23 protein-coding genes, 1 tRNA gene and 2 pseudogenes are annotated in these 26,313 nt (G+C 64.2%); 22 read left to right on the top strand and 4 right to left on the bottom strand.

Translation table 11 applies throughout. The features are described 5' to 3' along the window. The 4 genes from tsaE to ABNU97_RS10865 form a co-directional block, all read left to right on the top strand. On the top strand, positions 1–505 hold a 505-nt coding region (gene tsaE, locus ABNU97_RS10880; protein WP_348766735.1), incomplete at its 5' end, for a tRNA (adenosine(37)-N6)-threonylcarbamoyltransferase complex ATPase subunit type 1 TsaE. 139 nt (positions 506–644) lie between these two features. Continuing rightward, complete coding sequence (locus tag ABNU97_RS10875) at positions 645–2,090, top strand: N-acetylmuramoyl-L-alanine amidase (RefSeq protein WP_348766734.1); 1,446 nt, start codon at positions 645–647, stop codon at positions 2,088–2,090. 413 nt (positions 2,091–2,503) lie between these two features. Then, positions 2,504–3,328, top strand: coding sequence for a sulfite exporter TauE/SafE family protein (locus ABNU97_RS10870; protein WP_348766733.1), 825 nt, complete (start codon positions 2,504–2,506; stop codon positions 3,326–3,328). After that, positions 3,325–4,431: an FAD-dependent oxidoreductase gene (locus tag ABNU97_RS10865; protein WP_348766732.1), complete on the top strand. Its 1,107-nt coding sequence runs from the start codon at positions 3,325–3,327 to the stop codon at positions 4,429–4,431. The genes ABNU97_RS10870 and ABNU97_RS10865 overlap by 4 nt, the downstream gene beginning before the upstream one ends. A gap of 102 nt (positions 4,432–4,533) precedes the next feature. Here the strand turns inward: ABNU97_RS10865 and ABNU97_RS10860 are convergent, their stop codons facing one another. Further along, positions 4,534–6,000 carry a catalase gene (locus ABNU97_RS10860; protein WP_348766731.1) on the bottom strand — a complete coding sequence of 489 codons (1,467 nt, stop codon included), beginning with the start codon at positions 5,998–6,000 and terminating at the stop codon, positions 4,534–4,536. A gap of 48 nt (positions 6,001–6,048) precedes the next feature. Next, positions 6,049–6,510, bottom strand: coding sequence for a Fur family transcriptional regulator (locus ABNU97_RS10855; protein WP_348766730.1), 462 nt, complete (start codon positions 6,508–6,510; stop codon positions 6,049–6,051). Positions 6,511–6,701: 191 nt separating this feature from the next. Between ABNU97_RS10855 and mutL the strand changes: the two genes are divergently transcribed. From mutL to ABNU97_RS10810, 9 genes are all read left to right on the top strand, one after another. Further along, complete coding sequence (gene mutL, locus ABNU97_RS10850) at positions 6,702–8,528, top strand: DNA mismatch repair endonuclease MutL (protein WP_348766729.1); 1,827 nt, start codon at positions 6,702–6,704, stop codon at positions 8,526–8,528. Between the two features lie 2 nt (positions 8,529–8,530). Further along, on the top strand, positions 8,531–9,499 hold the full coding sequence (gene miaA, locus ABNU97_RS10845) for a tRNA (adenosine(37)-N6)-dimethylallyltransferase MiaA (RefSeq protein WP_348766728.1): 969 nt from the start codon (positions 8,531–8,533) through the stop codon (positions 9,497–9,499). A 49-nt stretch (positions 9,500–9,548) separates the two neighbouring features. After that, a complete protein-coding gene (gene hfq, locus ABNU97_RS10840; protein ID WP_348766727.1) occupies positions 9,549–9,812 on the top strand; it encodes an RNA chaperone Hfq in 264 nt (87 codons plus the stop codon). A gap of 23 nt (positions 9,813–9,835) precedes the next feature. Beyond that, a complete protein-coding gene (gene hflX / locus ABNU97_RS10835) occupies positions 9,836–11,179 on the top strand; it encodes a ribosome rescue GTPase HflX (RefSeq protein WP_348766726.1) in 1,344 nt (447 codons plus the stop codon). A gap of 335 nt (positions 11,180–11,514) precedes the next feature. Continuing rightward, a complete protein-coding gene (locus ABNU97_RS10830; protein ID WP_348766725.1) occupies positions 11,515–12,870 on the top strand; it encodes a protease modulator HflK in 1,356 nt (451 codons plus the stop codon). After that, on the top strand, positions 12,867–13,748 hold the full coding sequence (gene hflC / locus ABNU97_RS10825) for a protease modulator HflC (RefSeq protein ID WP_348766724.1): 882 nt from the start codon (positions 12,867–12,869) through the stop codon (positions 13,746–13,748). The genes ABNU97_RS10830 and hflC overlap by 4 nt, the downstream gene beginning before the upstream one ends. Positions 13,749–13,755: 7 nt before the next feature. Then, complete coding sequence (locus tag ABNU97_RS10820; RefSeq protein ID WP_348766723.1) at positions 13,756–13,941, top strand: DUF2065 domain-containing protein; 186 nt, start codon at positions 13,756–13,758, stop codon at positions 13,939–13,941. A 20-nt stretch (positions 13,942–13,961) separates the two neighbouring features. After that, complete coding sequence (locus tag ABNU97_RS10815; protein WP_348766722.1) at positions 13,962–15,167, top strand: ATP phosphoribosyltransferase regulatory subunit; 1,206 nt, start codon at positions 13,962–13,964, stop codon at positions 15,165–15,167. Positions 15,168–15,169: 2 nt separating this feature from the next. Beyond that, on the top strand, positions 15,170–16,465 hold the full coding sequence (locus ABNU97_RS10810) for an adenylosuccinate synthase (protein WP_348766721.1): 1,296 nt from the start codon (positions 15,170–15,172) through the stop codon (positions 16,463–16,465). A 183-nt stretch (positions 16,466–16,648) separates the two neighbouring features. Here ABNU97_RS10810 and ABNU97_RS10805 read toward each other — a convergent pair. Further along, positions 16,649–16,735, bottom strand: a tRNA-Leu gene (locus ABNU97_RS10805). Between the two features lie 111 nt (positions 16,736–16,846). Here ABNU97_RS10805 and rnr point away from each other — a divergent pair. The 8 genes and pseudogenes from rnr to alr all read left to right on the top strand — a co-directional run bounded on the left by rnr (position 16,847) and on the right by alr (position 24,680). Next, positions 16,847–19,138 carry a ribonuclease R gene (rnr, locus tag ABNU97_RS10800; RefSeq protein ID WP_348766720.1) on the top strand — a complete coding sequence of 764 codons (2,292 nt, stop codon included), beginning with the start codon at positions 16,847–16,849 and terminating at the stop codon, positions 19,136–19,138. Beyond that, the gene (locus tag ABNU97_RS10795; protein WP_348766719.1) at positions 19,138–19,857 is read left to right on the top strand and encodes an OmpA family protein; all 720 of its coding nucleotides are present in this window, start codon (positions 19,138–19,140) and stop codon (positions 19,855–19,857) included. The genes rnr and ABNU97_RS10795 overlap by 1 nt, the downstream gene beginning before the upstream one ends. Positions 19,858–19,959: 102 nt before the next feature. Further along, entirely contained in the window at positions 19,960–20,718 is a 759-nt protein-coding gene (rlmB, locus tag ABNU97_RS10790) for a 23S rRNA (guanosine(2251)-2'-O)-methyltransferase RlmB (RefSeq protein WP_348766718.1), read from the top strand. A gap of 137 nt (positions 20,719–20,855) precedes the next feature. Beyond that, positions 20,856–21,215, top strand: coding sequence for a 30S ribosomal protein S6 (gene rpsF / locus ABNU97_RS10785; protein WP_348766717.1), 360 nt, complete (start codon positions 20,856–20,858; stop codon positions 21,213–21,215). A gap of 12 nt (positions 21,216–21,227) precedes the next feature. Beyond that, positions 21,228–21,458, top strand: coding sequence for a 30S ribosomal protein S18 (rpsR, locus tag ABNU97_RS10780; protein ID WP_006914321.1), 231 nt, complete (start codon positions 21,228–21,230; stop codon positions 21,456–21,458). Positions 21,459–21,467: 9 nt separating this feature from the next. Next, positions 21,468–21,911, top strand: a pseudogene (gene rplI, locus ABNU97_RS10775) (50S ribosomal protein L9); the annotation flags it as partial. A 314-nt stretch (positions 21,912–22,225) separates the two neighbouring features. Then, the gene (gene dnaB / locus ABNU97_RS10770; protein WP_348766716.1) at positions 22,226–23,581 is read left to right on the top strand and encodes a replicative DNA helicase; all 1,356 of its coding nucleotides are present in this window, start codon (positions 22,226–22,228) and stop codon (positions 23,579–23,581) included. 31 nt (positions 23,582–23,612) lie between these two features. Continuing rightward, positions 23,613–24,680, top strand: coding sequence for an alanine racemase (gene alr / locus ABNU97_RS10765; RefSeq protein ID WP_348766715.1), 1,068 nt, complete (start codon positions 23,613–23,615; stop codon positions 24,678–24,680). A 261-nt stretch (positions 24,681–24,941) separates the two neighbouring features. On the opposite strand, the gene ABNU97_RS10760 is transcribed toward alr, so the two are convergent. Next, complete coding sequence (locus tag ABNU97_RS10760; protein WP_348766714.1) at positions 24,942–25,931, bottom strand: alpha/beta hydrolase; 990 nt, start codon at positions 25,929–25,931, stop codon at positions 24,942–24,944. Positions 25,932–26,151: 220 nt separating this feature from the next. Here ABNU97_RS10760 and ABNU97_RS10755 point away from each other — a divergent pair. Further along, positions 26,152–26,313, top strand: a pseudogene (locus ABNU97_RS10755) (DNA repair protein RadA); the annotation flags it as partial.

Genomic DNA, 26,313 nt, shown 5'->3' with positions numbered 1-26,313 from the left:
TGTTTGCTGCCATACGCCGCTTCGTCAATCCCGGGCGTCCATGATCCGACTGGCCGATCCGCAGGCCACGGATGCCCTGGGTGCGCAGCTGGCCGAGGCGTTGCGTGGCCTGGAGCAGGGCCTGGTCGTGTCCCTGACCGGCGAGCTGGGTGCCGGCAAGACCGCTTTGACGCGGGCGACGCTACGGGGTCTGGGCCATGCCGGGCGGGTGGTATCGCCCAGCTATACGCTCGTCGAGCCCTATGCGCTGGACACCCGCACCCTGTTCCATATGGATCTCTATCGTCTGGCTGATCCGGAAGAACTGGAATTTCTAGGCATTCGCGAGGTCAACACCGCGCGTGACTGGATATTTGTCGAGTGGGCAGAGCGGGGCGTCGGATTCCTGCCGCCCGTGGATATCGATATCGGCTTGGAATACGACGGCAACGCGCGCTGTGCGCACTTCCAGGCGTATACCGAAACAGGCGCCGGGCTTTTGGCACGGCTTGGCATCGCTAGATAGCCTCGTGCTTTCAAGTGGATAGGAAGGTACAAGCGCCTATTGGCTGTTTTGATTGATAAAAAATAGTTGCGCGTGAGAAACGCCGGGGCTAGTCTCGCAATCGGGGAATAATATTCACGATGGTCTAGGCAGCGAATCTATGCGCGCGAGCATCCAATGGCTTGTTTTCGGGCTCCTGGTGGGTCTGAGTACATTGGCCGTGGCGAAACCCGCCACGCTGCAGGATGTCCGGTTATGGACATCTTCGGACAAGACGCGGGTGGTCTTTGACCTGGGTGGCCCCACGAACCCCGATCTGTTCATGATCGACAACCCGCTGCGGCTGGTTGTTGACCTGCCGGATGCGCGCGTGCTCAACAGCGTCAGCGGCAATATCGATGGCAGCGGACTGGTCAAGCGCGTACGCACCGGCGTGCGGCACGGCACCGATTTGCGCGTAGTACTCGATCTCGACGGTCAGGTGTCCCCGAAAAGCTTCATGCTCGACCCCGACGGCGATCACGGCTATCGGCTGGTGGTCGATCTCAAGCCCAAGGGCGCCAAGGCATCGTCCATGCTGGTCGCCGACCGGCAACCGGCCGATGGCGCAGATACGGACAGCAACAGTTCGGCCAAGGCAACGGCCAATGCGCTGGCGCAGGTATCCGAGCCGCCCAGCCAGCAGCCGGCGCCCAAGCGTGTCGCGCGAACCCCGGAACGGCCATCGCGGGACATCGTGATCGTGATCGACGCCGGTCACGGCGGCAAGGATCCCGGCGCTCACGGGCGCGGCGGCACAAACGAAAAGGATGTGGTGCTTCAGATCGCGCGGCGGCTGAAAGCCATGGTCGACGAACAGCCCAATATGCGCGGCGTGCTCACCCGCGACGGCGACTATTACATCGGCCTGCGCGAACGCATGGTGCGCGCGCGCAAGGCCAAGGCGGATCTGTTCATCTCCATTCATGCCGATGCGGCGCCGCGCGGCGCGCGTGCTACCGGTGCATCGGTTTATGCGTTGTCCCACCACGGCGCGACCAGCGAACATGCACGCTGGCTCGCCCGCCGCGAGAACGCTTCGGATCTGGTGGGCGGCGTCAGCCTCAAGGACAAGGACGATAGTCTGGCCTCGTTCATGCTGGATCTGTCGCAAAGCGCCAGTATCGAAGCCAGCATGGATGCAGGCGGCCGTGTACTCGGCGAGCTCAACGGGCTCGGCCCGCTGCACAAAGCGAAAGTTCAGCAGGCAGGCTTCATGGTACTGAAGTCGCCGGATATCCCCTCATTCCTGGTGGAAACCGCGTTCATCTCGACGCCCGAAGAAGAGCGCAAGCTCAAGACGGCGACTTATCAGCGCCAGCTGGCCGGTGCGATGCTGCGTGGTATCAAGGGCTATTTCGCCAGTTATCGGCCGGCGACGTTCATCGCCAAGGGGCAGGTGCATACCGTGCGCTCGGGCGAAACGCTGTCGGAAATCGCTCAGGACTACGGCGTGAGCCTGGCCAGTTTGCGTAGCGCGAACGACCTGCAAGGCAATACGATTCGCGTAGGCGCCGAATTGCAGATTCCGGCGCCCGGTAGCCAACAGGTCGCGGATCTGCGCTAAGCCTTCGCAGGCCGCGGGCGCGGCGCACCGCCGCGCCCGGCGCGCCCTTATTCTCCGGCACCTCGGACAGCCGCAGGGCAAGCGCGTAGCGCTAGCCGCGGGTATGCGGCAGGCCTTGGCCGTGTTATCAACACGCCCGGAAATAAATCGTCAGCAGCTGATTTTTCCGGGTTGATAACGCGCGTATGCGAACACACCTGCGCCACGGCCGAGGGTTGTGAAACCATGGGAAGAAACGGCCGGCACGTCCCGGCGTTTATTTTGCGAAGGCGTGAAAACGGCTGACGCCGTTAGCTGTTTTCGTGCCGGATTAATAACGGCGACGTGGGCGACTCCCTGGATTACACTCAAAGGGCGTGGCGCTTGCCGCGCCCGATTCATGCGGCATGTAGTGCCGCAAAGAGAGGCGGCAGGTGGTACTTCTACTGGGTATTGCGGCAGGGCTGGCATACGGTTTGACCGCGTTCGCGGGCGCGTTTCTTGCGGTGCCTTTGCTCGTGCTGTTCGCCGACGTCGATTATCATCGGGCGCTGCCGATCGCGCTCTTCGCGCTGGGTATCTGTGCCGCCATCGCTGCGGGTGACGCGGTACGGGCGCGCCAGTGCGACGTCCAGCTCAGCGCCTGGCTGATGGCCGGCTCTTTACCGACGATGCTCATTCTCGGGGCGTTGGCACAGCGGCTTTCGGAGCCTGTGCTCGGGACGATTTTTCTGATTGCGTCGCTCGTGTTCGGCCCGTTGCTTTTGTTGACCCTGCGTGCCTATGCAAACCGCATGGCGCCGCCCCCGGCTGCGTTGCTGGACGCACCGCGCCGAAGCTTTACCGACGCCACCACGGTGGTCCACCGCAGTACTGCCGATAAGGTCGGCGTGCTGTTCGCCGGCGCCGGCTGCGGCGCGCTGGCCGCCCTGGCGGCGGCACCCGGCGCGCTGCTGGGGTGGCGCATTCTGGAACGCCGCCTGGCGGGCCAGCCGCATCTTTCGGTCGGCACGCTGGCGCTGGCCAGCGCCGTGCTTGCCACCCTGGCCGCCGGCTGGCAGTTCCTGTTCGTTGCCGATGTGCCGGGCTACACCGCCGGCCTTTATGTGCTGGGTACCACTGCCGGCATGGGCATCGCGCGGCGCGCGCATAAATGGCTGCCGCAGGCGCTGACCCATCGCGCGCTGGGTTGCCTGGTTGTGATCGCCGCACTGGCGCTCTGGGTGGTGGTCGTACGCGGCGCGACGGCTTCGACATGAAGTCGCTGGTGCTCGTGGGCGCCGGCCATGCGCATATGGGCCTGTTGTTGCAGGCCGATCGCTTGCACAAGGCGGGTTTCGAAATCACGCTGATCGACCCGGGCAGCTTCTGGTATGGCGGCGCCACGACCCGAGTTGCGGCCGGCCAGCTGTCACGGGCGGCGCTCAAGTTGCCGCTGCGCGGTTTCTGTCGTGAGCGCGCGGTGCGTTATCGCGCCGATCGTGCCCTGGGTGTGGATACGCGCCACCGTCGGCTGTGGCTTGCCAGCGGCGACATGCTGTCGTTCGACACCTTGTCGCTGGATGTCGGGCTGGAATGCGCGCTGCCGGTGGCAGCCGGCAGCCATGCGCCGCCAATGCTCTGGTCCGCGGTCGATATGAGCGCCTTGCTCCAGCTGGCGGACACGCTCGCCCACGAAGGTCGGGGTGGCGTGCGCCGGCGCGTGGCGGTTGTCGGTGACGGGCCACGCGCGCTTGAAGTGATCGCCGGGCTTGGCCGTCATGCAGCGGCATCGTCGCTGTTAATTAGCTGGTATGTACCCGAAACACGTCTGCTGGCCGACGCGCCCCTTGGGCTGGAGCGCCGCCTGCGGCGACGGTTGATCGAAAACGGCGTCGAAATCGTGGCGCAGACCTCGATCGTGGAAAAAGTCGACGGTGCGATCTGCAGTGATGACGGACGTCGTTTTACCGCCGATCACGTGGTGATGGCCAGCCCCGCGCCCGCGGCCCGTTTCGTGCATGCCGGGCGCCTGCCGGCACAGTCTGAAGGGCTGTACGTGACTCGCCGGCTGCAGTCGCCGGCCGATGCGCGGGTCTATGCCGCCGGCGGCTGTGCCAGCGTGCTCGGAGCCGCGGGGGCTTACATGGACAGCGACCGTCAGGCTCGGGTTCTGGCGCATAACATCGAAGCAGGGGCGCGCCGCCGGCCGTTCAAGAGCGTAAGTGCGCGGGGCGGGGCGACCACGGTCGATTTGGGCGATGGTTCGGCCGCCACCTGGCATGGGCGGCTATGGTGGCAGGGCCGTATGCCGGCACGAGGGCGAGCGCGGGCGCAGGCCCAATGGCTGGCGCTGGTCGAACGCTACGCGCCGGGTCGTTGAACCAGCACGCCTAGCGGGGCCACACCTTAGCGCCCATGAAAAAGGCGGCGCATCGTTGGATGCGCCGCCTTCGTTGTGGCCGTCGCTGTTACGACGGGTCGATCAGGCCGACTTCAGGTTTTCCCGAACCGCTTTTTCGATGCGCTCGCCGATGTTGGCATCGACGTTACGCCAGTACTCGAACGCACGCTCGAGCACGTCTTCGCCCACGCCGTCGGAGAGATGGCCGGCGGCGTTGTGGACCAGGCGTTCACGTTCTTCGTCGTTCATCACCTTGTTGACGAGATCGTTGGCCTGGTTGAAGTCGCCGTCATCCTTGCGCAGCGTGTAGGCCGCGCGAACCATGGCGCCGTCGGCTTCCCAGACGTTGTTCGCCGGGTAGGCGTTCGGGTTGGCATGGGCACCGCCCTTGGTGTTGGGCACGTAGACCGGATCGCTCACGTTGCGCATGCGCATGGCGCCGCCCTTGGTGTAGCTGTTGACCGGCGATTTCGGCTCGTTGACCGGAATCTGCTTGTAGTTCACGCCCAAACGAGCCCGGTGTGCATCGGCATAGGAGATGGTCCGGGCCAGCAGCATCTTGTCGGGCGAGACACCGGTGCCGGGCACCATGTTGTTGGGCTCGAATGCTGCCTGTTCGATTTCGGTATGGAAATCGGTCGGGTTGCGGTCGAGCTTCATGCGGCCGACCGTATGCAGCGGGTAGTCCTCGTGCGGCCAGACCTTGGTCAGGTCGAACGGGTTGATGCGATAGGTCTTGGCATCTTCATAGGGCATGATCTGAACCTGCAGGGTCCAGGTCGGGTATTCGCCGCGTTCGATCGCCTCGAACAGGTCGCGACGATGATAGTCGGCGTCCGAGCCGGCCATCTGATCGGCCTGTTCCTGGGTCAGGCATTTGATGCCCTGGTCGGTCTTGAAGTGATACTTCACCCAGAAGCGCTCGCCGGCGTCGTTGACCCACATGTAGGTATGGCTGGAATAGCCGTTCATGTGGCGCCAGGTGGCGGGCACGCCGCGATCACCCATCAGCCAGGTGACCTGATGCGCGGATTCCGGCGACTGGGTCCAGAAGTCCCACTGCATGTCGTGGTCGCGCAGGCCGTTGTCGGCACGGCGCTTCTGCGAGTGGATGAAGTGCTGGAACTTCATCGGGTCGCGCACGAAGAACACGGGGGTGTTGTTGCCCACCATGTCGAAGTTGCCTTCGTCGGTATAGAACTTCAGCGCGAAGCCACGCGGATCACGCCAGGTGTCCGGGCTGCCGGATTCGCCGGCCACCGTCGAAAAGCGGGCAACCATCGGGGTGGTCGCGCCTTTCTGCAGGAACTTGGCCTTGGTGTACTTGGAGACGTCCTCGGTGACTTCGAACTGTCCGAAGGCGCCGCCGCCTTTTGCATGCGGCTGGCGGTCCGGAATCATCTCCCGGTTGAAGGCCGCCATCTGTTCCATCAGGAAATGATCGTGCATGACGATCGGGCCGTCAGCGCCAACCGTCAGCGAATGCTCATCGCTCGGATACGGTTCGCCGCCGGCGGTGGTATGCGTTTTGTTTATTTCGTCCGTCAAGGTTTTACCCTCCTGGTGGTGGTTCAAGCGGCCCCTGGGCCGCAGGTCTTATTGTCTCGAGTGATCATCCTCGGGGGCGTTGGTGGCCGCCGTACGGCATGCGCCACAAATACCCCAGTACATAACTTCGGCTTCGTCGACTTCGAAACCGTGATCGTGATCGGGGTTCAGGCAAGGCCGGGCGCCCACCGCACAGTCCACATCCTCGATACGGCCGCAGCGTCGACAAACCAGATGATGATGGTTGTCGCCGGTGCGCCGCTCGAACCGGGCTGGATGCCCGGCCGGTTTGATCTGCTGGACCAGATCGGCTTCCAGGCAGGCCTTGAGGACGTCGTAGACGGCCTGTTTCGAAATTGAGCCTAGCCGTTGGCGGATACCGTCATGTACATGCTCGACCGTGGCGTGCGGATTGTCCGCCAGCCATTCGAGCACGGCATGACGCGCCGCGGTGACCCGCATTCCGCGGGCACGCAGCTGGTTGGCTATAGGTGTCACTTCTCGACTCATGGCAACCGCATGCTCACCGATAAACTTTAATGAGTCAAGTTTACGATGCCATACAGTAAAGGCGTCGCGGCTCGAGCCAGCCGGTGTCGTTTCAGCCGGGTCGTATCGCGTACTGTAACTGCGAGTTTGGCTTTGCGATCCGCGTGAACTTGGCCGACACTATGTCGCTGCCCAGCCTTTCATGCAGCGCCATGTCGATCCGCCGCCTCGATGACCAGTTGATCAGCCAGATCGCCGCCGGCGAGGTGGTCGAGCGCCCGGCATCGATCGTCAAGGAGCTCATGGAGAACAGCCTCGATGCGGGGGCGGGCTGGATTCATGTGACCATCGAACACGGCGGACTGCGCCGGATCGTGGTGGCCGACGATGGCATGGGTATCGAATGCGACGACCTGGCGCTGGCCGTCGCCCGTCATGCCACCAGCAAGATCGACAGCCTCGATGCGCTCGAGTCGGTGGCAAGCCTCGGTTTTCGCGGCGAGGCGCTGGCGAGTATTGCGTCGGTTTCGCAGCTCACGCTGACATCCCGAACAGCCGATGCCGACCGTGCCTATGCGATCAGTCCGGCCAGCGGCGATACCCCGCGCCCGGCGGCGCTCGACCGCGGCACGCGTGTAGAAGTACGCGAACTGTTCGCGCGTATCCCGGCACGGCGCAAGTTCCTGCGCGCGCCGGCGACGGAGTTCGCCCATATCCGCAAGGCCTTCAATCAGCTCGCACTGTCGCGTTTCGATATCGGTTTCGTGCTGCATCACGACGGCACCGAGGTCGCGCGTATCGCGCCGGCCCACGATGCCGATGCCATGCAGCAGCGCGTGGATACTTTGATTGGCGGCGCCTTCGGCGACCATGCCGTAGCCGTCGACGAGCAGGCTGCCGGCATGCGGCTGTGCGGCTGGATCGCCACCCCCGGCTTCTCGCGCGGGCAGGCCGATCGTCAGTACAGCTACGTCAACCATCGCCCGATTCGCGATAAGGTATTCAACCACGGCGTGCGCCTGGCCTATCGCGACCTGCTGCACAACCAGCGCCATCCGGCCTATGTGCTCTACCTCATGCTTGATCCGCGGCAGGTGGACGTGAACGCGCATCCGGCCAAGGCCGAGGTGCGCTTCCGCGAATCACGGCTGGTGCACGATTTCGTTTTTCGCAGCGTGGGTCGCGCCCTGGCCGCGGTCGAGGCAAAGCCGCATGCCGCACGCGAGGTAGAGCTGCCGGTCAGCGCGGCTGCGCCGGCCGCCGGGCAGACGCCGTCATCCGCGCCGGTGCCGCTCCAGCACAGCTTTGATACGCGCCCGCACACGCAGGGCTCTGCGGGCGTGGCCCAGAGCCGCGCCGCCTATGCGTTCCAGATGCCCACGGCGCCGCCGACACCGGCATCCGCGCCGGCCGAATCGGTGCCGGCGCGCGCCCAGGCGCACAACGAGGCCATACCGCCGCTGGGCTATGCGCTGGCCCAGTTGCACGATATTTATATTCTGGCGCAGAACCGCGAAGGGCTGGTGCTCGTCGATATGCATGCCGCGCACGAACGGGTTCTCTACGAGCAGCTCAAGCAGGAGTACTCGGCCGGGCGAATACAGTCCAAGTCGCTGCTCGTGCCGGAGACGCTGTCGATATCCGAACAGGAAGCGGCGGCGATCGAAACCCATGCCGAAGCGCTGGCGGCAGTGGGCCTGGAAATCACCCGCGCCGGGCCCACCAGCGGACTGCTGCGGGCAGTGCCGGCACTGCTGGCCAATGAAGACTACGTAGCCCTGGCCTACGACATGGTCGGCGAGCTGGGCGAAGGGCTGCGCGGGCCCCAGGGGGTGCGTGATCGCATCGACGATGTGCTGGCGGATATGGGCTGCAAGGCCGCGGTCAAGGCGGGGCGCCGTCTCACGCTCGACGAGATGAACGCGCTGTTGCGGGATATGGAGCACACCGACCGTGCCGGGCACTGCAATCACGGTCGGCCCAGCTGGGTCCAGGTCGATATGGCCGGTCTCGATCGGCTGTTCATGCGCGGCAAGTGACGATGAGCGCGCGCAAACCGGGCGTGGTCTTTCTACTCGGGCCCACCGCATCCGGCAAGACCGGCCTGGCCGTGGAACTGGTCGAGCGACTCGACGCCGAGATCGTCTCGGTGGACTCGGCGATGGTCTATTGCGGCATGGATATTGGCACGGCCAAGCCGGACGCCGAGACGCTCGCGCGGGCGCCGCATGCGCTCATCGATATTCGTGATCCGGCGCAGCCGTATTCCGCGGCCGATTTTCGTGCCGATGCGATCGCCGAGATCGAGCGCATCCATGCCGCCGGCCGCCTGCCGCTGCTCACCGGCGGCACCTCGCTATATTTTCGCGCACTGGAAGACGGGCTCAGCGATATGCCGTCTCGGGATGAGGCCCTGCGCGCGCGGCTGACCGCCGAGGCCGAGCGTGATGGCTGGCACGCACTGCACGAACGTCTGCAGGCCATCGACCCGGACAGCGGCCGGCGTATTCATCGCAATGATGCCCAGCGTATCCAGCGCGCATTGGAAATTCATGAGCTCACCGGTCTGGCGCCGAGCGTGCTGCACGCCCGCGACCGAGATCGCCGGAACGCCAGCGCATTGCCGTGGTCTATCTGCAAGATCGCGGTCGCGCCGGCCCGACGCCAGACCCTGCACGAACGTATCGCGCAGCGGTTTCGCTCGATGTTGGCACAGGGATTGTATGCCGAGGTTGAAAAGCTGTACGCCCGGCCCGATCTAAGCCTCGAATTGCCGTCCATGCGGGCGGTGGGTTATCGCCAGCTCTGGCAGGTGATGGACGGCGACATGACGCTTGACGAAGGTATCGAGAAAGCCGTGTTTGCATCCCGTCAACTGGCCAAGCGGCAATTGACCTGGCTGCGCTCGCTGGACGACGTGAATTGGCTGGATAGCGAAGAAAAAAATATTGAAAATCAGGCGCTAACAAAAATCAAGAACGCCCGGCTTCGGACCGGCGCCGTGCTATAGTCAAGCAACAAAAAATTTTATACCCCCGCACTTTTCGGAGTCTGAACCCATGGCAAAAGGCCAAACACTACAAGAACCATTCCTCAATGCCTTGCGCAAGGAGCGCGTGCCGGTGTCCATATATCTGGTCAACGGCATCAAGCTTCAGGGTCAGATCGAGTCGTTCGATCAATTCGTCGTGCTCCTGCGCAACGCGGTCAACCAGATGGTCTATAAGCACGCTATTTCCACGATCGTGCCATCGCGCAACGTGCGCTCGGAAATGCACGAGGAAATGGGCCACAGCAGCGACGAGGTCGACGGCAATTCCTGATTCAGACCGCATGAGCAGCCGGCATGTTTGAGCGACCGCCCACCGGCCAGTCGGCGGTAATCGTGCATCTCGCGTTCGGCCTCGATGAATATGACGAGGCCGATCGCGAGTTTCACGAGCTGGTTACCTCTGCCGGTGGCGAGGTGCTTGCCCATGTCGGCGGCAGCCGGCGTACGCCCGATCCGCGCTATTTCGTTGGCGGTGGCAAGGTCGACGAGATTGCCGAACTCGTGGTTGAACACGGCGCCGAACTGGTGGTGTTCAACCACGATCTTTCCCCCAGCCAGGAACGCAACCTCGAAAAACGCTTGAACGCGCGCGTTCTCGATCGCGCGGGGCTGATTCTGGATATCTTCGCCGCCCGTGCGCGCTCGCACGAAGGCAAGCTGCAGGTCGAACTGGCGCAGCTACAGCATCTGGCCACACGGCTGGTACGCGGCTGGTCGCATCTCGAGCGCCAGAAAGGCGGTATCGGGCTGCGTGGGCCCGGTGAAACCCAGCTCGAAACCGATCGGCGCCTGCTCAACGAACGCATCAAGATGTTGCGTCAGCGTCTGGAGAAGGTAAGCGCACGACGCGAGCAGGGTCGTTCGGCGCGACGGCGCGCGCGAACGCCGATCGTATCGCTGGTGGGCTATACCAATGCCGGCAAGTCGACGTTGTTCAATCGTCTGACCGGCGAGGATATTTACGCCGCCGATCAGCTGTTCGCAACCCTCGACCCGACGCTGCGCCGCATGGACGTGCCGGTGGGCGAGCCTTTGATCGTGGCCGATACGGTCGGCTTCATCCGCGATCTGCCGCATGAGTTGGTGGCTGCATTCAAGGCCACCCTGGAGGAAACCCGCGAAGCGGACGTGCTGCTGCACGTGATCGACGCGGCCGACGTAGAGCGGCGGGCACATGCGCGCGAAGTCAACAACGTCCTCGCCGAGATCGGCGCGGGCGAAGTCGCTCAGATCGAGGTGCTCAACAAGGTGGATCTCATCGAGGGCGAATCCCCGCGTATCGAAACCGATGCCCACGGGCGCCCGTTGCGGGTATGGCTGTCGGCCGCGAGCGGCGACGGTGTCGACGAACTCAGGGCGGTGCTGGCCGATTTCTGCAACCCGGACATGATCGCCGGCGTGCTGCGCGTGCCGGCGGCGAACGGGCGCCTGCGCTCGGCGCTGTTCGAACTGGGTGTGGTGGATGAAGAAAGCTACGACGACGACGGCGCGAGCCGGCTCAACGTCACCGCCTCGCAGGGTGATCTCGAGCGCATCGTCGCCCAGGCCGGGCTGGCGTTTGATGACGTGCTTGTCGAGCGCCGCGCGGCGCGTATTGCCGGGTCCGGTGCGGCATCTTCGGCAGCGCCATACACGTAGACATCGTGAATAGCCCCGGTCGGGCGGTATAGCCGTTATCGCTGTATCCGCCAGTCGCGTTCGACAGGGGTACAGGGGGTCGATAGAATCGCGCTTTCGCGCCATGTCGGCGACCAATCCCCGTTCCAGTCGCGTGCCGAGACGCTGCGGTTGTGTGCGTGACGGCAATGTAGAGGAAACAACAGATTTGCTCATGGCAAATGAACGATCGATAGCGGGATCGCCCCGACGGGCGGCCCGGGCAGGCTCTGCGCACGCGCTACGTATGCGGGCTGGATTTGCTAGCGGCCTTTGCAACTGCGTGTATCAAACCACACAAACCGGAGCGTCCTGATATGGCCTGGAACGAGCCCGGCAAGGGCCAGGACCCCTGGGGGGGCGGCAACAAGAACAACGGCAGCGGTCCACCCGACCTGGATCAGCTCTGGCGCAAGTTTCGTGCGCGCATGTCCGGCAACAAGGGCGGCAGCGGCGGCCACGATAGCGGTGGCGGCGCGGGCGGTCCGAGCCCCGCGATTCTGCTGTTCATCGTGCCGATCGCGCTGGTGATCTGGCTGGCCACGGGTCTGTATGTGGTCCAGCCCGGCGAGAAGGGCGTGGTGCTGCGTTTCGGCGACTACACCGAGACCCAGGGGCCGGGTTGGCACTGGCGTATTCCCTATCCGGTCGACCGGGTTTACAAGGTGGATACGCAACAGGTGCGTCGCGCCAATAACCGCTCGGTGATGCTCACCAAGGACGAGAACATCGTCGAGGTCGAGGTGGCCGTTCAGTATCGTATTTCGGACGCCATGAACTATCTGTTCCAGCTGCGTGAGCCCGATGCCACGGTGGAACAGGTGCTGCGGTCGGCGGTACGAGAGATCGTCGGTACCAGCCGCATGAATCAGGTGATTCAGGAAGGCGTGCAGGTCGAGGAGCTCGAGGACCGGGCCCTGGAAAACGTCGACCTCAAGGAAGGCTCGGGCTTGCCGGCCGAAAAGGACGCGCTGCAGGGCGTTGACGACAAGCTGGTCGACGAGATCAAGGCGCAGCAGGAAAGCTACCCCGAGATTACCGACCGTTCGCGGGCAGCGCTGCCCGAGAACGTGCGCAAGATCGTCCAGAGCACGTTGTCGAGCTACGACGCAGGCGTCGACGTCGTCGCGATCAACGTGCAGTATTCCCAGCCGCCGGAGCAGGTGCAGGGTGCCTTCGAGGAGGCGATCAAGGCGCGCGAAGAAGAAGAGCGCAAGAAGAACATCGCGCGTGCCTATGCCCGGGATATCGTAGCCCGGGCCCAGGGTGAGAAAGCACGGATCCTGCTCGATGCGCGCGGCTATCGCGAGCAGAAGACGGCGCGGGCCAAGGGTGAAGCGCAGCGCTTTACCGATCTTCTCGCCCAGTACGAAAAGGCGCCCGAGGTCACCCGCGAGCGTCTGTATCTGGAAACCATGGGCGACGTGCTGGCCAACGCAAACCTGATTCTGGCCGAGCAGGGCGGCAATGGCCCCATGATGTATCTGCCGTTGGAAAAGATGCTCAACGACTCGCGTCGTAACAAACAGACCGAAGCAGCCGCCAACGATGGCATGAACGCCGGTCAGGACAGCGACATCAGCGCCGGTACGTCCGATAGCGGCTCGAACGACACATCGTCGTCGAGCAGCCGTTCGGTCGACAGTCTCCGCAGCCGGGATCGCAACTCATGAGCCCCAAGCATATCTTCGCGATTATCGTCGTCGTCATCATCGGCTATCTCGCGCTCGATTCGGCCTTCATCGTCGATGAACGCGAGCGCGTGGTCGTGGTTCAGCTCGGTGAGATCGTCGGCCAGAACTATGAGCCGGGTCTGCACTTCAAGAAGCCGATCGTTCAGAGCGTGCATTCCTTTGACCGACGCGTCATGACCTTCACCGAGGAAATCGAGCGCGTACTGACGTCGGAGAACAAGAACCTGGCGGTCGATTTCTACGTGAAATGGCGTATCAACGATACGGTCGACTATTACCTTTCGACCCAGGGTCAGGAGCAGCGTACCCGTGACCTGCTGACCGAAATTGTCGAAAACGACCTGCTGGCCGAATTTTCCAAGCGCACGATTCGTCAGGCAGTCGGCGACGATCGCAACGAGATCGTGGCCGCCGTTCAGGTGCAGGCCAATCAGGATGCCAAGCAGCTCGGCGTTGAGATCGAGGACGTGCGCATCATGCGGCTCGACCTGCCCGAAGAGGTCAGCGAGTCGGTCTACGAACGCATGCGCTCCGAGCGTCAGGAAGTCATCCGCACGCTGCGTGCGCAGGGCGACGCGGCGGCTCAGGAAATTCGTTCGGACGCCGAGCGTGAACGCACCATCATCCTGGCCGATGCCTATAGCCAGGGGCAGGTGATTCGCGGTGAGGGCGATGCCCGTGCGGCCGAGCTGTATGCCAATGCTTATCAGGCCAATCCGACGTTCTACAGTTTCTATCGCAGCCTGCAGCTATATCGCGAATCGCTGGGTAGCGACGACCTGATGCTGCTGCGCCCGGACGGCGAACTGTTCCGCTACTTCAACCCGAGCGCGTCGAACGCCGGATCGAACCCGTAGCGGCCGCATGTGGGCGGATATCCTGCGCGCGCTGGCGCTCGTGCTGGTGATCGAGGGGCTGATGCCCTTCCTTGCACCCGAGCGCTGGCGTGAGATGATGCTGCGGCTGTCGGATGTCGACAGCCGCAGTCTGCGTATTTTCGGGGCCGTGCTCATCGGTGTGGGCGCCGTGCTGCTGCAATTAATTCATTGACTTAAAGACGTCGGAACGCGATGCAATCCAACCGCTGGCTTCTGCCCGAGGGCGTACAGGAAATGGTGCCGCCGGAGTCGTGGCGCCTTGAGTCTGCCCGCCGGCAACTGCTCGATCTTTACTGGCGCTGGGGCTACGACCTCATCCGCCCACCGCTGATCGAATACCTCGATTCGCTGCTGACCGGCGCCGGTCACGAGCTCGACCTGCAAACGTTCAAGCTCACCGATCAGCTCAACGGCCGCATGATGGGCGTGCGATCGGATATGACCACCCAGGCCACGCGTATCGATGCCCATCGCCTGGCAGCCACCGGGCCGGCCCGCTACTGCTATATCGGTAGCGTGCTGCGCACGCGCCCGGAAGAGCCGGGCGGTTCCCGTCAGCCCCTGCAGGTCGGCGCCGAGAAATTTGGCGATGCGCATATCGACAGCGATCTGGAAATCGTGTCCTTGATGCTCGAAACGCTCGACGTTATGGGCATCGACGAGGCCTGCCTCGATCTGGGCCACGTGGCGATCTATCGCCGCCTGGTGGCCCATGCCCAGATGCCGGCCGACCTCGAGCCGCAGCTTTTCGACGTTATCCAGCGCAAGTCGCGCCCGGATCTCGATGCGCTGGCGGCATCGGGGCGGCTGGATGCACAGAGCCATGCCCACTTCACGCACTTAATCGAACTCAACGGCGCGCCGAGCGTGCTCGACGACGCGCGCGGCGCGTTGGCCGGTATCGATCCCGGAATCGACAGCGCGCTCGACCGGCTCGAGGAAATGGTTGGCCTGCTGGCGACCCATTACCCACAGGTGCCCCTGTTTCTCGACCTGGCCGAATTACGCGGTTATCGGTACAAGACCGGCCTGCTGTATGCGGCCTTCGCGCCTGGCCTGGGCCGCGAGCTTGCACGGGGCGGGCGCTACGACAACGTGGGCGCCGCGTTCGGGCGGCCGCGACCGGCGACCGGCTTTTCAGCGGACCTCAACCTGCTGGCCGCGCTCGGTCGTTTCGACGGCGCAGGGCAGGGCGGCGCGATCCATGCGCCGGCCGGCAGCGACCCGCAGCTGTTGGCCTGTGTGCGTCGCCTGCGCGCCGCCGGTGAGCGGGTGGTCGTAGCCACCCCTGACACGGGCGAAGCGATGGACAGCAGCTGTGATCGGATACTCGAATACATCGACGGCCGCTGGGACGTGCGGCCGCTGACTTCTACGACCCACTCGAGCAAGGATTAGTCATGGGCAAACGCGTCATCGTCATCGGCAGCCAGTGGGGCGACGAAGGCAAGGGCAAGATCGTCGATCTGCTGACCGACCGGACCCGCCATGTCGTACGCTTTCAGGGCGGCCATAACGCCGGCCATACGCTGGTCATCGGCGGCGAGAAGACGGTGCTGCACCTCATTCCGTCGGGCATTCTGCACGACGGCGTGACCTGTCATATCGGTAACGGCGTGGTGCTCTCGCCCGAAGCGCTGATCGAGGAGATGGCCATGCTCGAAGCACGGGGTGTGCCGGTACGCAGCCGTCTGCGCATCAGCCCGGCCTGTCCGTTGATCCTGCCCAGCCATATTGCCCTCGACAAGGCACGTGAAGCCGCGCGCGGCAAGACCGCGATCGGCACCACCGGCCGCGGCATCGGCCCGGCCTACGAAGACAAGGTCGCACGACGCGCGATTCGCGTGGGCGATCTGTTCCGGCGCGAAATGCTCGCCTCCAAGCTGGGAGAGGCGCTGGATTTTCACAACTTCGTGCTCAAGAATTATTTCAACGTCGCGCCGATCGATTTCCAGTCCACGCTCGACGACTGCCTGCGCTTCGCCGATGAAATGGCGCCGATGGTTGGCGACGTGGCCGAGCTGCTGCGCCAGGCCTACGTCGCCGACGAATCGATCCTGTTCGAAGGCGCACAGGGTGCGCTGCTTGACGTCGACCATGGCACCTATCCCTATGTAACGTCGTCCAACACCACCGCGGGCGGTGCGGCCACCGGCACTGGCGTGGGCCCGCTGTATTTCGACTATGTGATGGGTGTGGTCAAGGCCTACACCACGCGCGTGGGCTCGGGCCCGTTCCCGACCGAGCTCGACGATGCCAACGGTCGCCATCTGGCCTCCAAGGGCGCCGAGTTCGGGGCCACCACCGGGCGCGCGCGCCGCTGTGGCTGGTTCGATGCCGTGGGCCTGCGCCGGGCTGCATTCAACAACAGCCTGTCCGGGCTGTGCATCACCAAGCTCGACGTGCTCGACGGCCTGGATGCCATCCAGCTGTGTACCGGCTATCGCTGCGACGACCAGATCATCACGGTGCCGCCGCTGGGCGCGGATGCCCTTTCGCGCTGCGAGCCCGTCTATGAAGAAATGCCGGGGTGGAAGGAATCCACCGTGGGCGTACGCGAATACGATCAGCTGCCCCAGGCCGCGCGCAACTATCTCGATCGCCTGACCGAAATCGTGGGTACGCCGATCGACGTGGTGTCCACCGGCCCGGACCGCGCGGATACGATCGTATTGCGCGACCCGTTCGCGGCTTAGATCGGGGGCAGACGCCACGGTCGTACGGACGGCCGTGGTGTCGGACGTTGCCTGAAGGCTGCCCAGGCTGTGGGAGCGTTCGGCGGGTAACCGGCGCCCATAAAAAAAAGCCGCGCTGATCAGCGCGGCTTTTTCATGGATTCCCGACTGGCTGGCGCCTTTCGGGAATCGTCAATTCGAGCTTGGTGCCCAGGAGAGGACTTGAACCTCCACGACCGTTAGGTCACTAGCACCTGAAGCTAGCGCGTCTACCAATTCCGCCACCTGGGCTCGAAGAGCGCGCAATTTAGCGATTGCCCCGGCGCTTGTCAATCACTGTAAGCAATTGTTGCTTGTGCATGCGTGTAGTTGCGGTATCGTGCGCGGATATGGAGCAAAATCTTGAATAAAAAAACGAGCGGTGGCGCCGACTGGCGCGATCGCGATCCGCAGTTTAAAGACGAAAAAGGCAGCTACGCCGAACCGGTGCCAAGCCGACAGCTGGTGCTGGACGACCTGGCCGAGGCCGGTCGCCCCATGACCTGGGCCGAGCTCACCGAGCTGTATGCGCTGACCGACAAGGCCGCCGAAGCATTTGAGCATCGCCTGCGCGCGATGCTGCGCGACGGGCAGCTGCTGGAAAACCGGCGCGGCGCGCTGGGTCCGCTCGACAAGATGGACTTGGTGCGCGGACGCGTTCAGGGCCATCGCGACGGCTTTGGCTTTCTAATCCCCGACGACGGCGAGCAGGACGACGTCTTCCTCAATCCGCGCCAGATGCGTCTGCTCATGCACGGCGATCGGGCCGTGGTGCGTATCGTTGGACGCGATCATCGCGGTCGTAGGGAAGGGCGCGTCGCCGAAGTGCTCGAACGCGTCAACGAAAGCGTGGTCGGGCGATTTGTCGAAGAACACGGCGTATGCCACGTGGTCCCCGACAACGCCCGTATCGCCCACGATATTCGCGTGCCCGATGCCGATCGCAACGGCGCCGAGCACAACCAGATGGTGACCGTGCGCATCGTCGAGCCGCCGTCCAAGCGGGTGCAGCCGATCGGCGCGGTTGTCGAGGTGCTGGGCGATCGTATGGCGCCGGGCATGGAGATCGATATCGCCATGCGCTCGCACGGCATTCCCTACGAATGGCCTAGCGAAGCGCTCTCGGAAGCCGAGGTATTCGGCGATGCCGTTGCCGAGGCCGACAAGAAAGGGCGTACCGACCTGCGCGACCTGCCGCTGGTGACCATCGACGGCGCCGACGCGCGCGATTTCGACGATGCGGTCTATGCCCGCAAGACCCCGCGCGGCTGGCGCCTGTGGGTAGCCATCGCCGATGTTTCCACCTACGTCAAGCCGGGCTCGGCCCTCGATGAAGAAGCGCAGCGGCGCGCGACCTCGGTGTATTTCCCCGATCATGTCGTGCCGATGCTGCCGGAGGCGTTGTCGAACGGGCTGTGCTCGCTCAACCCCGACGTCGATCGTCTCGCACTGGTTTGCGAGATGCGCCTGGACAAGCAGGGGCGCATGCGCTCCAGTCGCTTCTATTCGGCGGTGATCCGCTCGCACGCGCGCCTGCTCTACGAACAGGTCGCCGACTGGCTGGAAAACCCCGACAACATGCCGGAGCGCTATCGCGATCTGGCCAAGCCGCTGGCCAATCTGAACGGGCTCTACGAAGCGCTGCTGGCCGAACGGCGCGAGCGCGGCGCGATCGAGTTCGAAACCACCGCCACGCGCATCATCTTCAACGAAGACCGCAAGATCCAGCGCATCGTGCCCACCGAACGCAACGTCGCCCACAAGATCATCGAGGAATGCATGATCGCGGCGAACGTGGCTACGGCCACGCATCTGTCGAAAAAGCGCATGCCGTTGCTTTATCGCGTGCACAGCGGCCCGGCCGCCGATGCCCTCGAGGATCTGCGCGCCTTTCTGGCCGAGCGTGGCCTGTCGCTGCCCGGCGGCAGCGATCCGCAGGCTGCCGACTACGCCACGTTGCTGGCCTCCGTCGCCGATCGCAGCGATGCGCATCTGATCCAGACGGTGATGCTGCGCAGTCTCTCGCGTGCGGTCTATAGCCCGCACAACGATGGCCACTTCGGGCTTGCGCTGGAAAACTACGCCCACTTCACGTCGCCGATCCGGCGCTATCCGGATTTGCTCGCCCATCGTGCGATCAAGCATCTGGAAGCGCGCGGCAAGCCCAAGACCTTCGACTATGACGTCGGTGCCATGGAAAGCCTCGGCACCGTCTGTTCAGAAGCGGAAAAGCGCGCCGACGACGCCACCCGCGACGTCGACGACTGGCTCAAGTGCGAGTACATGAGCGATTCGCTCGGCCAGACGTTCGAAGGCACGGTGACCGGGGTGACGGCGTTCGGCCTTTTCGTCGAGCTCGACGGTATTTATGCCACCGGCCTGGTGCACGTATCGAGTCTGTCGAACGACTACTACCACTTCGACGCCCAGTCGCGCTGCCTGCGCGGCGAACGTTCAGGCGTGGTACACCGATTGGCCGATAAGATGAAGGTCAAGGTCGCGCGCGTCGATCTCGACGAGCGCAAGATCGATTTCGAGCTGGTCGAGCCTGATAGCGCCGCCAGCAAACGCGGCAAGCCGACGCCCAAGCCCAAGGCCGACAAGGGCAAGTCGTCGGGCAGGTCGCGCCGTCAAAACAAGCGAGGTAAACGTTGATGAACCGGTCCACGACCCCCAAGAATTCTGCAATCCTGCTGGTGGCACTGCTGTGCACGGCATTGTTCGTGACCGCCTGCGCGGGTGATCCGAACCGCAAGACCAAGATCGGCGCCGGCGTGGGCGCCGTGCTGGGTGGTATCGCCGGATCCCAGCTGGGCGACAAGTCGGGCACCAACGCTGCCATCGGTGCGGCGGTGGGTGCCCTGGCCGGCGGCGCGTCCGGGCGCTATATGGACAACCAGCAGAAAGAACTCAACGAAAAGCTTCAGGCCGAGCAGGCACGTGATGTGCTCAACCTCACCCGCCTGAGCGGCGACGCGCTCAAGATCGGCGTGGCCAGCGATGCCTCGTTTGCGGTGGACAGCGCGACGTTGTCGGGTAACGCGCAGAGCACCTTCAACAAGATCGCCGAAACCCTGAAGAACTATGACAAGACCGCTATTCATGTGGTCGGCCACACGGACAGCACTGGCAGCGACGAGTACAACATGAAGCTCTCGCAGCAGCGTGCGCAGGCCGTCGCCCAGTTCCTGACCAGCCGCGGCGTGGACTCGCAGCGCGTACTGACCTGGGGCCGTGGCGAGACGCAACCGATTGCGACCAACGACACCGAGGCCGGCCGTGCCGAGAACCGTCGTGTGGATATCGTGATCAAGCCGATCGTGGAAGGTCAGGAATCGCAGGCGTTCGCGGAACCGCCGTATCTGGGGTCGTAAGCGCGAGCCATCGGCAGGTCCAAGTCGTCGAGAAAGCCCGGTTCTGCCGGGCTTTCTTGATTGGGCGCTTTCCCTGCGCCCAGGAATGAAACGAGGCGTCGAATGACGGATACGCAGCAACAGAGCCTGATCGGCGGTTTTCATGCGGTGATGAGCGCGTTGGAAAAACAGCGCGCGCTGGAATGCATCTGGCTGGCCAGCGGCCGCCGCGACGGCCGTGCCGAAGCATTGCGCCAGGCCGCCGGCGCGCGCGGCGTGGCGATTGCAAGCGCGGACATGAGCGCGCTGGATGCCATGCTGCCGGAGGTGCGCCATCAGGGCTGTATCGCCCAGCTCGCGCTCGCGCGTGAACAGCGCGAGTCCGATCTGCCGCAGTTGCTGGCCCAAGCCGAGCGACCGTGGGTGCTCGCGCTCGATCAGGTGCAGGACCCGCACAACCTCGGTGCCTGCCTGCGCAGTGCGGCCGCCGCTGGGGTGACGGCCGTGATCGCGCCGCGTAAACGCGCCGCCGGTTTGACCGCGGCCGTGCACAAGGTCGCCGCCGGGGCGGCCGAGCGCGTGGCTTTCGTGCCGGTGACCAATCTCACCCGCGCCATCGCGCGTTTGCAGGAGGAGGGCTTCTGGGCGGTTGGCCTGGACGGCGGCGCCGAGCGCAGCCTGTATGACGAAGCGCTGCCGGAACGCCTCGTGCTGGTCGCGGGCGGCGAGGAGAAAGGCATTCGCGAACTCACCGCGCGCCAGTGCGATGCGCTGGTGTCGATCCCCATGGCCGGCGATGTGGAAAGCCTGAACGTGTCGGTGGCCACCGGGGTGGCGCTGTTCGAGGCGCGCCGTCAGCGCCAGGCCGGCATCACGACATGAACCGGCCTGCCAGGCGCGTTGCGTTGGGCGCGACAAGCCCTTAGACTACCGCGCCTCGCGGCGTTCGCGCCGCAGTCCTTGCTCCACGGCAGATCGAATACGATCGTACCGGGGGCTGCAACCCGAAAGGAAACACAATGCGACACTATGAAATCGTGTTTCTGGTCCATCCGGACCAGAGCGAGCAGGTGCCGGCGATGGTCGAAAAATATCGCGGCATCATCGAAAACGACAGCGGTACGATCCACCGCCACGAAGACTGGGGCCGTCGTCAGCTGGCCTATCCGATCACCAAGATCCACAAGGCGCACTACGTTCTGATGAACGTGGAGTGCTCGCAGGAAGCCCGCGAGGAACTCGAAGACGCGTTCCGCTTCAACGACGCCGTGCTGCGTCATCTGGTGATCGCCCGTCACAAGGCCGATACCGACCCGTCCCCGCTTGCCAAGAACGCCGAAGATCGCGGCGAACGCAAGCCCGCTGCCAACGCCAGCTAAGGAGTTTCGACCATGGCCCGTTTTTTCCGTCGCCGTCGTTTTTGCAAGTTCACCGCCGAAGGCGTCGAGGAGATCGATTACAAGGATATCGAGACCCTCAAGCAGTACGTCACCGAAACCGGCAAGATCGTTCCCAGCCGTATCACCGGCACCGCGGCGCGCTATCAGCGTCAGCTGTCCACCGCGGTCAAGCGTGCGCGTTTTCTCGCGCTGCTGCCGTACACCGACCGGCATTCGTCCTAGGAGGCACCCGTGGAAGTCATTCTGCTACAGAAAGTCCGCAACCTCGGCGACCTGGGCGATACCGTCAAGGTCCGTCCCGGTTACGGCCGCAACTTCTTGATGCCGCGCGGCATCGCGCTGCCGGCCACCAAGGCCAACCTGACCGTGTTCGAAGAGCGTCGCTCCGAGCTGCAGGCGGCCTCGCAGGAGCGTGAAGACCGTGCCAAGGCACGTGCCGACCAGCTGCGTGGCAAGGAATACGTCATCGCCATGCGCGCCAGTGACGAAGGCAAGCTCTTCGGCTCCGTGGGCCCGCAGGAAATCTCCGACGCGATCACCGAAGACGGCGTCGAGGTCAGCCCGAAGGAAGTCACGCTGACCGAAGGCACCATTCGTCAGGTGGGCGAATACACCGCGACACTGCATCTGCATGCCGAGGTCGAGGTCGAGGTCACCGTGATCGTCGCCCAGAAGACCGACATGGGCATCAACATGCCGCCGCGGCGTGCGGCCGATGAGGCCGAGGAAGACGCCACCGCCGACGAGCTCGACGGCGAGCGCGTCGAGGACGCCGGCGAACCGGCCGACGAAACCGGCACCGAAGCCGATGCGCCGCTTGGCGAGCGCGAGGACTGATCGCAGATCAGTCGAGGCAATCGTGCCGATTTGAAACGCCGCCTTCGGGCGGCGTTTTTTTTGGTCGGTGGCGGGCGTAAACTCCAGCTTCATCCGCGTTGCCTGTCACAGGCGGCGCGATTTCCCTTGTTAGCGTAGACAGGCGATTCGCCATGGCCGAAGCCAAGCTTCCTCCGCATTCCATCGAGGCCGAGCAATCCGTGGTCGGCGGGCTGCTGCTCTCCGAGCGGGCCTGGGACGACGTCGCGGGCCGTATTTCCGAAGATGACTTCTATCGCGAGGATCATCGCCTGCTATTCCGCGGGCTCGCCGACCTGGCCGATACCGGCAAACCGCGCGACCTGGTCACCCTCACCGAATGGCTGCGCAGCCGCGATCTGCTCGAGCGCGCGGGCGGGGCGAGCTATCTCGGCAATCTGGCCGCGGATATTCCCGGGGCGGCCAATATCAAGGCGTATGCCGATATCGTGCGCGAGCACTCGGTCATGCGTCAGCTCATCCGGGCAGGCGACCTGATCACCACCATGGGCTTCGAAACCGAGGGGCGCAGCGCCTCGGAGCTTCTCGAAACCGCCGAAAAGGAAATCTTTGCGATCGCCGAACGCGGCCGGCGCGGTGGTGAAGGTCCGCAGGGCCTGAATTCGTTGTTGACCCAGGCCGTCAACCGGATCGAGGAGCTGGTATCGAAGGGCGACCAGTTCGCCGGCCTGCCGACCGGGCTCTACAACTTCGACAAGATGACCAACGGCCTGCAGCCGGCCGACCTGATCATCCTCGCCGGGCGTCCGTCGATGGGTAAGACCAGTCTGGCCATGAACATGGTCGAAAACGCTGCCATCAAGGAGAAGGTGCCGGTCGCGGTGTTCTCGCTAGAAATGTCCGCCGAGCAGCTGGTCATCCGTATGATTTCCTCCTGGGGGCGAATCGATCAGTCGCGCCTGCGCTCGGGGCGGCTGACCGAAGACGATTGGCCGAAGATCACCTCGGCGATCGGCATCATGAACGAAAACGCGCGGCTGTTCATCGACGACACGCCCGCGCTGTCGCCCAGCGAAATGCGTGCGCGTGCGCGCCGGCTCAAGCGCGAGCACGACATCGGCCTGGTGATGGTCGACTATCTGCAGCTCATGCAGGTGCCCGGCACCAAGGAAAATCGCACCAACGAAATCTCCGAGATCTCGCGCTCGCTCAAGGCGTTGGCCAAGGAGCTGGATGTGCCGGTGATCGCGCTGTCCCAGCTCAATCGCCAGCTCGAACAGCGCGAGGATCGACGCCCGCGCATGTCGGATTTGCGCGAGTCCGGCGGTATTGAACAGGACGCCGACCTGATCCTTTTCGTCTATCGCGACGAGGTATACAACGAAGACACCCCGGACAAGGGCGTGGCCGAAATCATCATCGGCAAGCATCGTAACGGCCCGACCGGCACCGCCCGTACGGCATTCCTGTCGCATTTCACCCGCTTCGAGAATCTGCAGGAACACTACGACGAGGATTTCATGGAATGATGCCGAGTCCCTGCCGACCTGACGCGACGTCATGATTCGCGCTCAGGCAGTCATCGATCGCGGCGCCCTGGCGCATAACCTGGCTCGGGTACGTGCGCTCGCCCCCGGCAGCCGCGTCTACGCAGCGGTCAAGGCCGATGGCTACGGCCATGGGGCGGTGACGGTCGCCTGCGCGCTGGACCAGGCAGACGGCTTCGCCGTATCGAGTCTGGATGAAGCGCTGCAGCTGCGCTGGGCCGGCATCGACAAACCGATCGCGATGCTGTCGCAGCAGCTCGACGAGTTCGTCTGCAACCAGGCCGGCGAGCATGGCTTTGAGCTGGTGCTGTTCCACCCCAGCCAGCTTGCCGCGCTCGAACACTACGTCGGGCCGGCGCTGAAAGCCTGGGTGAAAATCGATAGCGGCATGCATCGACTGGGCTTTGCCCCCAACGACGTTGACGAGGTCGAGGCACGTCTGGCGAAGCTCGAGCGCCTCGAGGTGGTCGGCTGGCTCACCCATCTGGCCTGTGCCGATGAGCCGTCGCGACCCGAAACCCAGTCGCAACTGGATGTTTTTGCGCGAACCACCGCCGATCGCAGCGGGCTGCGCTCGATCGCGAACTCGGCCGGGGTGCTGGCCTGGCCGGCGGCGCATGCCGACGTGGTACGCCCGGGCATCATGCTCTACGGCAGCTCGCCCATGTGCGACCGCGATGCGGCCAGCTACGATCTTCGTCCGGCCATGCACCTGAGCGCGCCGCTGATCGCCCGCAACCGAATCGCCGCGGGCGAAACGGTGGGCTACGGCGCGACCTGGCGCACGCCCGATGCCATGGATATCGGCGTGATCGGTATCGGCTACGGTGACGGCTACCCCAGGCATGCGCCTTCGGGCACGCCGGTGCTCATCGATGGCGTGCAGGTACCGCTGGTGGGGCGCGTGTCGATGGATATGATCACCGTAGACCTGCGCGGCGCGCCCAATGCGAAAGTCGGCGATCGGGCGACGCTCTGGGGTAATGGCCTCGACGTGGACGAGGTCGCCCGCCATGCCGACACGATTGCCTACGAGCTGTTTTGTCGGCTGACGCCGAGGGTGCGTTTCGAGGTGGTGTGAGAGTCGCTGTTGTGACGCCGTTGGTGGGCTGTGCTCGACAAGGTAGGTTGTCCACCAATGCGCGCGAACACACGAGACTCAGCTGAACGACAGCGCCCTAGAAGGCCGATTGTTTCGCTGTTAACGCCGCATGCTCAACGCTTCGCCCTATCACTTGCTGCCTTTAATTCGCGTTTATTGGCGTGCATTGACGGACCTTTTTCTTTCGGTGTCGATTGCGCCATTGCGCCTGCGGCGGTTCGCTGATGGGAGGGGCGTGCGTCACCGCAGGCTGATCGGGCTGCGCCCGCGTTCTTCGCGTTTCGCGCGACTCTTCTCCCGGCGACGGTTGTCGGTTGCCTCCGGGGTGAGGTGTTCGTGAAAGAATGCGATCTGGTCGGCGCTGGACTGACGAAAACCGGCGCCGCGATAGATATCGAAATGGCCGATCTTGTAGTGGCGCTCGCGAGCTCGCTCGCCTGCATGCAGCACGGTGGCCTCGGCGGCCCAGGGCGGGGCGACGCTGTCTTCATCGCAGATCTGGATCAGCGCCGGGCAGGGCAGGCGATTGGCACGCCTGCCGGGCCGATAGAACGCCAGGGTGAGCGCGAAGCGCGCGGCGATTTCGTTACGCCAATCGTCGGGGGTGATGGCCATATAGCCGTCGTAGGCGTCGTCGCTACTCATCGCGGCCAGGGTGCCGGGACGGCCGACGATGGGAATCATGTAGGGGTCGGCGCCGGCGAGGTTGTTGATGGCATCGCGGATGCCGGCCCAGGTGAGCTTGAGCAATTGCAGGATGCCGGCATAGGAGGCGAGGTTGGTGACCGCGGCCAGGCCGTCCATCATCGGGCCCTGGGCCGTGACTGCAGCGACATGCCCATCGCGCGCGGCGGCGGCGATGACGTGGCCGCCGGAGAATGAGCTGCCCCAGAGGGCGATGCGTTCGGCATCGACGTCGGCCTGGCGGCGGGCCACGGCGATCGCGATCTTCCAGTCGTAGAGCTGTGCGCGAACCGATAAAAGCTGGCGCGGCTCGCCGTCGCTGGCGCCGAAATAACGATAGTCGAACAGAAATACCGCGAGCCCTGCGCTGGCAAAGCGTTCGGCATAGGGTTCGAGGCCGGCATCCCGGGTGCCGCCGAGGCCGTGCGCCATGACCACGCAGGGTACGCCCTCCTGCGTGCGCAGGGCATCGGTACGCGCGGGATAGAACCAAGCGCGACAGGTGGTTCCGCGGCTGATGAAGTCGATATCCAGGCGTTCGTGCATCGAAACCTCGCAGGTAGTAGGCCAGCGCGCTACAACGATCGGCGCGCTTTGCGTGCATCGCTAAAGTACAGCGCCTAGTATGCCGGTTTGTTTTCAGCTGCCGTAAGGGCGTGCCCGGCACGGCGCGGCAGTTTCCCGACCTGCCGTCGGCGCGGTGGCGCAGATGAAATGGGCTGGCGGCCCGATTTGCGGTGTCGCCAGACGTGAATTTGAGGTAGCAATGGCACGCAACAAGACCGTTTTCATCTGCGAATCCTGCGGCGCCAGTCATGCGAAATGGGCCGGGCAGTGCAGCGATTGCGGGGCCTGGAATACGCTGGTGGAAAGCGTTGCTGCCGCGCCGGCCAAGCCCGGGGCGGGCGCGCCGGCGAGCTTCGGCAAC

Origin of the sequence: uncultured Salinisphaera sp., from assembly GCF_964012375.1 — a bacterium.
Taxonomy (GTDB): domain Bacteria; phylum Pseudomonadota; class Gammaproteobacteria; order Nevskiales; family Salinisphaeraceae; genus Salinisphaera.
This window is presented reverse-complemented; position numbering and strand designations above follow the sequence as displayed.

What these genes read in the sequence shown, in the direction of transcription:
- ABNU97_RS10875 (WP_348766734.1), top strand. Translation starts at nt 645, where the DNA reads ATGCGCGCGAGCATCCAATGGCTTGTTTTCGGGCTCCTGGTGGGTCTG.
- ABNU97_RS10865 (WP_348766732.1), top strand. Translation starts at nt 3,325, where the DNA reads ATGAAGTCGCTGGTGCTCGTGGGCGCCGGCCATGCGCATATGGGCCTG.
- ABNU97_RS10855 (WP_348766730.1), bottom strand. Translation starts at nt 6,510, where the DNA reads ATGAGTCGAGAAGTGACACCTATAGCCAACCAGCTGCGTGCCCGCGGA.
- mutL (WP_348766729.1), top strand. Translation starts at nt 6,702, where the DNA reads ATGTCGATCCGCCGCCTCGATGACCAGTTGATCAGCCAGATCGCCGCC.
- miaA (WP_348766728.1), top strand. Translation starts at nt 8,531, where the DNA reads ATGAGCGCGCGCAAACCGGGCGTGGTCTTTCTACTCGGGCCCACCGCA.
- hfq (WP_348766727.1), top strand. Translation starts at nt 9,549, where the DNA reads ATGGCAAAAGGCCAAACACTACAAGAACCATTCCTCAATGCCTTGCGC.
- hflX (WP_348766726.1), top strand. Translation starts at nt 9,836, where the DNA reads ATGTTTGAGCGACCGCCCACCGGCCAGTCGGCGGTAATCGTGCATCTC.
- ABNU97_RS10830 (WP_348766725.1), top strand. Translation starts at nt 11,515, where the DNA reads ATGGCCTGGAACGAGCCCGGCAAGGGCCAGGACCCCTGGGGGGGCGGC.
- hflC (WP_348766724.1), top strand. Translation starts at nt 12,867, where the DNA reads ATGAGCCCCAAGCATATCTTCGCGATTATCGTCGTCGTCATCATCGGC.
- ABNU97_RS10820 (WP_348766723.1), top strand. Translation starts at nt 13,756, where the DNA reads ATGTGGGCGGATATCCTGCGCGCGCTGGCGCTCGTGCTGGTGATCGAG.
- ABNU97_RS10815 (WP_348766722.1), top strand. Translation starts at nt 13,962, where the DNA reads ATGCAATCCAACCGCTGGCTTCTGCCCGAGGGCGTACAGGAAATGGTG.
- ABNU97_RS10810 (WP_348766721.1), top strand. Translation starts at nt 15,170, where the DNA reads ATGGGCAAACGCGTCATCGTCATCGGCAGCCAGTGGGGCGACGAAGGC.
- ABNU97_RS10795 (WP_348766719.1), top strand. Translation starts at nt 19,138, where the DNA reads ATGAACCGGTCCACGACCCCCAAGAATTCTGCAATCCTGCTGGTGGCA.
- rlmB (WP_348766718.1), top strand. Translation starts at nt 19,960, where the DNA reads ATGACGGATACGCAGCAACAGAGCCTGATCGGCGGTTTTCATGCGGTG.
- rpsF (WP_348766717.1), top strand. Translation starts at nt 20,856, where the DNA reads ATGCGACACTATGAAATCGTGTTTCTGGTCCATCCGGACCAGAGCGAG.
- rpsR (WP_006914321.1), top strand. Translation starts at nt 21,228, where the DNA reads ATGGCCCGTTTTTTCCGTCGCCGTCGTTTTTGCAAGTTCACCGCCGAA.
- dnaB (WP_348766716.1), top strand. Translation starts at nt 22,226, where the DNA reads ATGGCCGAAGCCAAGCTTCCTCCGCATTCCATCGAGGCCGAGCAATCC.
- alr (WP_348766715.1), top strand. Translation starts at nt 23,613, where the DNA reads ATGATTCGCGCTCAGGCAGTCATCGATCGCGGCGCCCTGGCGCATAAC.
- ABNU97_RS10760 (WP_348766714.1), bottom strand. Translation starts at nt 25,931, where the DNA reads ATGCACGAACGCCTGGATATCGACTTCATCAGCCGCGGAACCACCTGT.